Source organism: Weissella sp. DD23, assembly GCF_001579105.1.
GTDB lineage: Bacteria > Bacillota > Bacilli > Lactobacillales > Lactobacillaceae > Weissella > Weissella cibaria.
Genome location: NZ_KQ970484.1, coordinates 1 through 390, shown reverse-complemented (window position 1 = coordinate 390; position 390 = coordinate 1). Strand labels below are relative to the sequence as shown.

Sequence of the window (390 nt, the reverse complement as noted above, 5' to 3'; positions counted from 1 at the left end):
AAGCAAAGACGGCTGGTAAGCAAGATGTTGCTGCCTGGACGGACCCTAAGAATGTTGCCAAGTATACTGATCAAGATACAAAGGCCATTAACGACGACATTGCGGCATTGAACGATTTGACAGCAGCTGATAACGCAGCCGCAACGCAAAAGGCCATTACTGATGCTCGTCAAAAGTTGGCGGATGATATTGCGATTGTTGAGCAAAAGCGCCAAGCTGCAGTTGACGACGGAAATAAGGAAATCGACAAAGCCCAACCAAACGTTAATCTTGATGACGAAGTTAAGTTGACGGTTGACGGCTTGAAGCAAGCGATTGCTGACGGTACCCAGACGAAGATTGAAGAAGCAATCAAGAAGGTTCAAACGGCTGTTGATACGATGGTCGCCA

General features: G+C 47.2%; 1 protein-coding gene. It reads left to right on the top strand.

Annotation, left to right across the window (positions count from 1 at the left end):
• Positions 1 to 390: hypothetical protein (locus tag WEIDD23_RS13900; RefSeq protein ID WP_197458905.1), on the top strand; the 390-nt coding region annotated here is incomplete at both ends.